We start from the raw sequence: 6,697 nt of genomic DNA, 5'->3' as shown, positions 1-6,697 counted from the left end.
CGCGACCCCGAGCGGCTGAAGTCGTTGCTCCTGCATCCCGAGCGACCGATCCAGATCGTCATCGCCGGGAAATCGCACCCGGCCGACGACGGCGGCAAACGGCTGATCCAGGAGATGGTGCGCTTCGCCGATGACCCGGAGGTCCGGCACCGCATCGTGTTCCTCCCGAACTACGACATGGGAATGGCGTTTCCGCTGTATCCCGGCTGCGACGTGTGGCTGAACAATCCGCTGCGCCCGTATGAGGCGTGCGGGACGTCGGGAATGAAGGCCGCCCTGAACGGCGGGCTCAACCTGTCGATCCGGGACGGCTGGTGGGATGAGTGGTCTGACGGCGAGAACGGCTGGGACATTCCGTCGGCCCAGGGCGTCGAGGACACCGACCACCGCGACGACCTCGAGGCGGCCGCCCTCTATGACCTGATCGAGGAGGAGGTGACGCCACGCTTCTACGATCTGAGCGGGAACGGCGTTCCGACTCGGTGGGTCGAGCTGATGCGACACACGTTGACCTCGCTCGGGCCGAAGGTTCAGGCCACGCGGATGGTACGGAACTATGTGGAGGATCTTTACCGGCCGGCAGCCCTGTCCGGACGCGCGCTGAACTCCGACTACGACGGCGCGGTTGCGCTGGCGCAGTGGAAGCGCCGGGTGCGCGGCGCATGGGACGATGTCGTGATCGAACATGTGGAGAGCGCGACGGCCGACGTGTTCGAGATGGGTGAGCGGCTACGGCTGCGCGCCTTCGTGTCCCTCGGGGAGCTGACGCCGGACGACGTCGACGTCCAGGTGGTGCACGGCCGGGTGGGCGAGTCCGACGAGCTGCGGGAACCGGCGGTGACGTCGCTGGCGGTCGCCGAGAGCTACGAGCCGGGGCGGCACCGATTCGAGGGCGTAGTGCTCCTCGACCACACTGGCGCGTTCGGCTACACGGTGCGGATCGTTCCCCGGCACGACCTGCTCGCCGGCGGTGCCGAACTCGGGCTCGCGACGCTGGCCTCCTGAGGGCGGTACCCGACGGCGCCGCCGACGCTGCATTCCGTGACGGATGCTGCAATCTGTGTCGCGTTGAGCCGATTCAGGGCCCTGTTGCGACACGGGATGCAGCATCCGTGACGGATTGTGGCATCGAGACTGTGCGCTGTGCCCCAGACCGTGTGTGCACCGAGTTCAGGTAGCGCGCAGCAGCAGGCAGCTGCGGCTGGGTAGAGCCACGGTGGCTCCGGCCGGGTACGTCGTGTTGGCGCGGATCGTGGAAGCGTCGTGGCCGGATCCGTCGTCGGTCGTGTCGATGACCACGTCGTAGCGTGTGGCCCAGGGCGACCCGGGGAGAACGACGTCGATGTCGTCCGCCCCGGAATGCAGCCACAACAGGAACGAGTCGTCGGTGATCCGTTCGCCATGCTCGCCTCGGGAGCGGATGCCGTCGCCGCTGAGGAACATGCCGAGCGTGCGGCGGGACTCGTCGTGCCAGTCGGCTTCGTCCATCTCCTCGCCACTGGGGGCGAACCAGCCGATGTCCTTGCGGCCGCCCGGACGGATCGGGCGCCCCTCGAAGAACCGCCGCTGGCGGAATACAGGGTGCCGGGCGCGTAACGCGAGCAGACGTTGTACCAGGCCGTGCAGGTCCGTGAACTCGTCGCGCAGCGACCAGTCCACCCAGGTCGTCTCGTTGTCCTGGCAGTAGGCGTTGTTATTGCCGAACTGGGTGCGGCCCATCTCGTCGCCCGCGGTCATCATCGGGACACCTGTGGACAGCAGCAGCGTGGTCATGAGGTTACGCAACTGGCGGTGGCGCAACCGGGTCACCGACGGCGGGACCGGCCCGGCGTCCGAGTCTCCCTCGACGCCCTCCACACCGTGGTTCCAGGAACGGTTGTCATCGGTGCCGTCCCGGTTCTCCTCACCGTTGGCGTCGTTGTGCTTCTCGTTGTAAGAGACGAGGTCGCGCAGGGTGAAGCCGTCGTGGGCCGTGATGAAGTTGATCGAGGCGAAGGGGCGACGGCCGTCGTCGGCGTAGAGATCTGACGAGCCGGAGAGCCGGAACGCCAGGTCGTGCACCCCACCTGCCATGCCGCGCCAGTGGTCCCGGACCGTACCGCGGAACTTGTCGTTCCACTCGGTCCACAGGTGCGGAAACTCGCCCACCTGGTACCCGCCGGGACCGACGTCCCACGGTTCGGCGATGAGCTTGACCTCGCGCAGCACCGGGTCCTGTTCGATCACGGTCATGAACGAGCTGAGCATGTCGACATCGTGCATCGAGCGGGCCAGCGCGGACGCGAGGTCGAACCGGAAGCCGTCCACGTGCATCTCGGTGACCCAGTACCGCAACGAGTCCATCACCAGCCGGAGCGCGTGCGGATGGCTGGCGTTGAAGGTGTTGCCCGTGCCGGTGTAGTCGAGGTAATTCGACGGGTCGTGGGAGTCCAACCGGTAGTAGGCCCAGTTGTCGATACCGCGGAAGCAGAGGGTCGGACCACCCGCGCCCTGTTCAGCCGTGTGGTTGTAGACGACATCGAGGATGACTTCGAGGCCGGCCTCGTGCATCGCCTTGACCATGGCCTTGAACTCGATGACCTGCTCGCCGCCAGCGCCTCCGACGCTGTAGTCGGCGTGCGGGGCGAAGAAGCCGAGCGTGTTGTAGCCCCAGTAGTTGGCACTGCCCTGGTCCAGCAGGTGCGGCTCGCTGATGAACTCGTGGACGGGCAGCAGCTCGACGGCCGTCACGCCCAGCCCGGTCAGGTGTTCCAGCACGGCTGGGTGCGCGAGCCCGGCGTACGTGCCGCGGAGATCTTCCGGCACGTCGGGGTGGCGCATGGTGTAGCCGCGCGCGTGTAGTTCGTAGATGACCGTGTTGTCCCATGGGATCCGCGCCGGCGAGTCGTCTCCCCAGTCGAAATCGTCGTCGCCGACCACCACGGAACGTGGCACGAACGGCGCGGAATCCCGCTCGTCCGGGTCGTCAGGACCACTCTCGGGGTCGACGTGGATGTAGTCGCCGTCGATGGCCCTCGCGTAGGGATCCATGAGCAGCTTCGTCGGGTTGAACCGTAGACCCTTGTCCGGTGCCCATGGTCCGTGGACACGGTATCCGTATCGCTGGCCGGGGCGGACGCCGGGAAACCGGCCGTGCCAGACGTCGAAGGTCCGGTTCAGCAACGGTATCCGGGTCTCGTTGTCCTCATCGTCGAAGAAGCACAGCTCGACCTGCTCGGCGTCGGGCGCCCACAGTGCGAAGTTGGTGGCGCCGTCGTGGTGCGTGGCACCCAGCGGGCTCCAGCGTCCGGGCCACGGGATGGACTGGCTCGGTCGGGGCATCGTCACGTCGCTCACTGGAGCATTTTGCCAGCAATACGCCCAGCAGCCCAATAAGCTGCCCCGATGAGCGAGTCGACGGTATCCGCGGCGGACCTGGAACGGGCATGGCATGACACCAAGCTGGCGCAGGTCTTGTATCACGACTGGGAGTCCGATACCTACGACGACAAGTGGTCGATCTCGTTCGACGAGCGGTGCGTCTCGTACGCGCGGGATCGTTTCGCGGCCGTCGCCGGCACCGATGGCTGGCCGTACCGCAAAGCCCTGGAGATCGGGGCCGGGACGGGATTCTTCTCACTCAACCTGCGGCAGGCGGGCGTGCTCGACGAGGTGCACATCACCGACCTCTCCCCGGGCATGGTGCGGGCGGCGCAGCGCAACGCCAGGTCGCTCGGGTTCGAGATCGAAGGGCGGGTGGCTGACGCGGAACGACTGCCGTACGACGACGCGACATTCGACGTCGTGGTCGGCCACGCCGTGATCCACCACATCCCCGACGTCGAGCTGGCGTTCCGGGAGGTGGTCAGGGTCCTCCGGCCGGGTGGGCGGATCGTGATCTGTGGAGAGCCGACCAGGTACGGCGATCGGATCGCGCGGGCGCTGTCGCGTGCGACATGGTGGACGGCCACCCGCGTCACACGGTTGCCGCCCTTAGCTCCTCGGTGGGCGAGGCCAGAGCAGGAGCTCGACGAGTCCTCCCGGGCGGCGGCGCTGGAGGCCGTGGTCGACCTGCACACGTTCGATCCGGGTGAGCTCACCGCGACGGTCCGGCGGGCGGGCGGCGAGCAGGTGCGGACCGTGACCGAGGAGCTGACGGCGGCCTGGTTCGGCTGGCCGGTCCGCACGCTCGAGTACGCGGTCAACCCGGACCGGCTCGGGTGGCGGTGGGCGATGTTCGCCTATCGGAGCTGGCAGCGGCTCTCCGCGCTCGACCGGGCTCTGGCCCGCGTCGTCCCGGCCGAGCTGTACTACAACGTCTCTGTCACGGCCGTCCGCGGGGGAGTCTCGCAACGCTGACGAGGCCGGCCCTGGCTGACCTCTGACCTCTGGCATCGTCCGTCTCGTTGCGTTCCGTTGCGACGTACTCTCACAGCGCGCTGGCGTTCCGGCGGCGTACCAGGACGATCAGTACAGGCGCCCCCACGAATGCGGTGACGATGCCGACGGGCATCTCACTGGGAAGCACCACGATCCGGCCGACGACGTCGGAGAGCAAGACCAGAATGGGGGACAGGAGAAACGAGCCGGCCACGATGCGTCGTTGGTCGGGCCCGAAGGTCCATCGGACCACATGCGGGACCATCAAGCCGACGAACCCGATCGGCCCGGCGACGGCAGTGGCCGTACCGGCGAGCAGGGTGACAGCGACCAGGACCAGCACCCGTGTTCGGGCCACGTTCACACCCTGGGCGCGGGCCGTGTCCTCGCCCAGGGCCATCGAGTTCATCGCCGACGAGACGCCGAACGCCAGCACCAGGCCGATGACCAGCAGCGGCACCACAGGGGTCAACACGTCGTAGCCACGCTCCAGCAAGCTGCCGGCATTCCAGCCGCGCATCCGGTCGAACGCGTCCGGGTGTGTCAGGGTGAGACCGGTTGTGGCACCCGAGAGGACGGCGCCGACCGCGATCCCGGCGAGGGTGAGACGGATCGGCGAAGCGGCGCCCCGTCCGGTCGCGCCGATCGCGTACACGCCGAATGTCACGATCAATGCTCCCGCGCAGGCGAACCAGACATAGCCAGAGATGTCTGTGACGCCGAAGAACACGATGCCGACGGCGACTGCGAAAGCCGCGCCGGAGTTGACCCCGAGGATCCCGGGGTCAGCGAGCGGGTTGCGGGTGAATGCTTGGATGAGCGCACCCGCGATGCCGAGCGCAATACCGACGACGGCTCCCACCGCCGTTCGAGGAACGCGCTGCTCCCACACGATGAACCGAGACTCGTCGTCGCCGCCACCGGTGATCGTGTCGAGCACCGTGCCAGGGCCGATCGGATTCGCGCCGACGGTGATCGACAGCGCGATCGCTGCCAGGAGCACCGCGATCAGGGCTACGAACGTTCCAAGCCGGGCGCGCCGCCCCCGTGGGTACGCCCGGACCGCGCCCGGCGCGTCCACGACGGGCGACGTGGGGGTCATGCTCGTGCTTCGGTCAGGATGCGCTCGAGGTCGTCGAGAACGGTCTGTCCGCCGAGTGGCCCGACGCCGGTGATCCAGAACGACTGGTCGACCACGTGCAGGTTCGGAAAGGACTCCTCGTTGCTTGCCACCGCCTCTGGGATCGCGTTCGGATCGTCCGGGTCGACGGCGGTGACGAGGACCAGATCGGCAGTCGCATCCAGTACTCGTTCCGGAGACACGTCCACGGAGATGTCCTCCCAGTCATGCTCCGGCGTCGTGAACCCCGTGCATTCCAGCGTGCTGCCCGCGAAGGAGGTCGGACCATAGAGCGTCAGGATGCCATCGCGTGGGCGGATCAGCTGGGCGGTGCTGCCCGCGATATCGAACCCCTCCGCTATCTCGTCACACCGCCGCTGGTACTCGTCGAGCACGGTTTCGGCCTCGTCGGACCTGTTCAGCGCCTCACCGACGAGGCGTACGTTGTCCGGCCACGGGTCGGCCTGAGATGCCATGAACACGGTCGGCGCGATGTCGGACAGCTGGTCATACAGGGTGGAGTGCCTCGTCTCAGTGCCGATGATGAGATCCGGCTGCAGCGATGCGATCTGCTCGATGTTCGGTTCCGGAACGGTGCCGACCGTCTCGATGTCGGCGGCATCTTCGCCCAGATACTCGGGAACACCGGTCTCCTCGCTCAATACCGTTGTGCCGACCGGCACCACGTCCAGCGCCACGGCCGTGTCGAGTTGCACCGGTTCCAGAACGACGACCCGCTCAGGCTTCTCGGCTACGTCGCTGACGCCTCGAGAATGATCGACTTCACGTGTACTCGCCTGTGTGGTTTCGGACGATGTGGTCTCGGACGATCCTGAGCTGTCCGATCCTCCGCTGGAACAGGCGACCAGTACCGTGGCTGACGCCGCGATGGCGATCCGGGTGAGGTGTGCCCTGTGCGGGCGGCGAGCACGAAACGACATGGAACTTCCTGTCTGTGCGAGAACGAAGGTCAGGCTTCGGCACTGGAGCCGTGCGCAGGATAGGCAGGACGCCGTCGATGATGCAAGGATAGCCTTACCTACTGTCTCCCACGGGCTGGGTGGGGCCAGGAGCGGGCTGTTGCCGTTGTGTCCCGGTGGGTGCGGCGTCGGGTGGTTTTGCGACGCCTGGGGATGGGATGGGCGGCCTGTCATGCGTTGGTGGACTAGCCGACGGAATGGATCCGATTTTCATGACTCTGTAGGACAATATCGGACA

The 6,697-nt window shown here is 67.1% G+C and carries 5 protein-coding genes; 2 read left to right on the top strand and 3 right to left on the bottom strand.

Going from position 1 to position 6,697, the window contains the following annotated elements:
- Positions 1-1,005: alpha-glucan family phosphorylase (glgP, locus tag ELR45_RS38810; protein WP_205857117.1), on the top strand; the 1,005-nt coding region annotated here is incomplete at its 5' end.
- A gap of 165 nt (positions 1,006-1,170) precedes the next feature.
- Here the strand turns inward: glgP and glgX are convergent.
- Complete coding sequence (gene glgX / locus ELR45_RS23330; RefSeq protein WP_165368065.1) at positions 1,171-3,321, bottom strand: glycogen debranching protein GlgX; 2,151 nt, start codon at positions 3,319-3,321, stop codon at positions 1,171-1,173.
- Positions 3,322-3,384: 63 nt separating this feature from the next.
- On the opposite strand from glgX, the gene ELR45_RS23325 reads away from it, so the two are divergent.
- Positions 3,385-4,338 (top strand): class I SAM-dependent methyltransferase, encoded by a 954-nt coding sequence (locus tag ELR45_RS23325; protein WP_129668497.1) that lies wholly within the window; start codon positions 3,385-3,387, stop codon positions 4,336-4,338.
- 70 nt (positions 4,339-4,408) lie between these two features.
- On the opposite strand, the gene ELR45_RS23320 is transcribed toward ELR45_RS23325, so the two are convergent.
- Together ELR45_RS23320 and ELR45_RS23315 are read right to left on the bottom strand one after the other, a co-directional pair.
- A complete protein-coding gene (locus ELR45_RS23320; RefSeq protein WP_129668496.1) occupies positions 4,409-5,461 on the bottom strand; it encodes a FecCD family ABC transporter permease in 1,053 nt (350 codons plus the stop codon).
- The gene (locus ELR45_RS23315) at positions 5,458-6,420 is read right to left on the bottom strand and encodes an ABC transporter substrate-binding protein (RefSeq protein WP_129668495.1); all 963 of its coding nucleotides are present in this window, start codon (positions 6,418-6,420) and stop codon (positions 5,458-5,460) included. Before ELR45_RS23315 ends, ELR45_RS23320 begins: the two co-directional genes overlap by 4 nt.
- Positions 6,421-6,697 lie beyond the last annotated feature (277 nt).

This window comes from Phytoactinopolyspora endophytica (assembly GCF_004138495.1).
Taxonomy (GTDB): Bacteria; Actinomycetota; Actinomycetes; order Jiangellales; family Jiangellaceae; genus Phytoactinopolyspora; species Phytoactinopolyspora endophytica.
The sequence above is the reverse complement of the archived record's forward strand: the minus strand, read 5'-3'. Positions and strand labels throughout refer to the sequence as shown.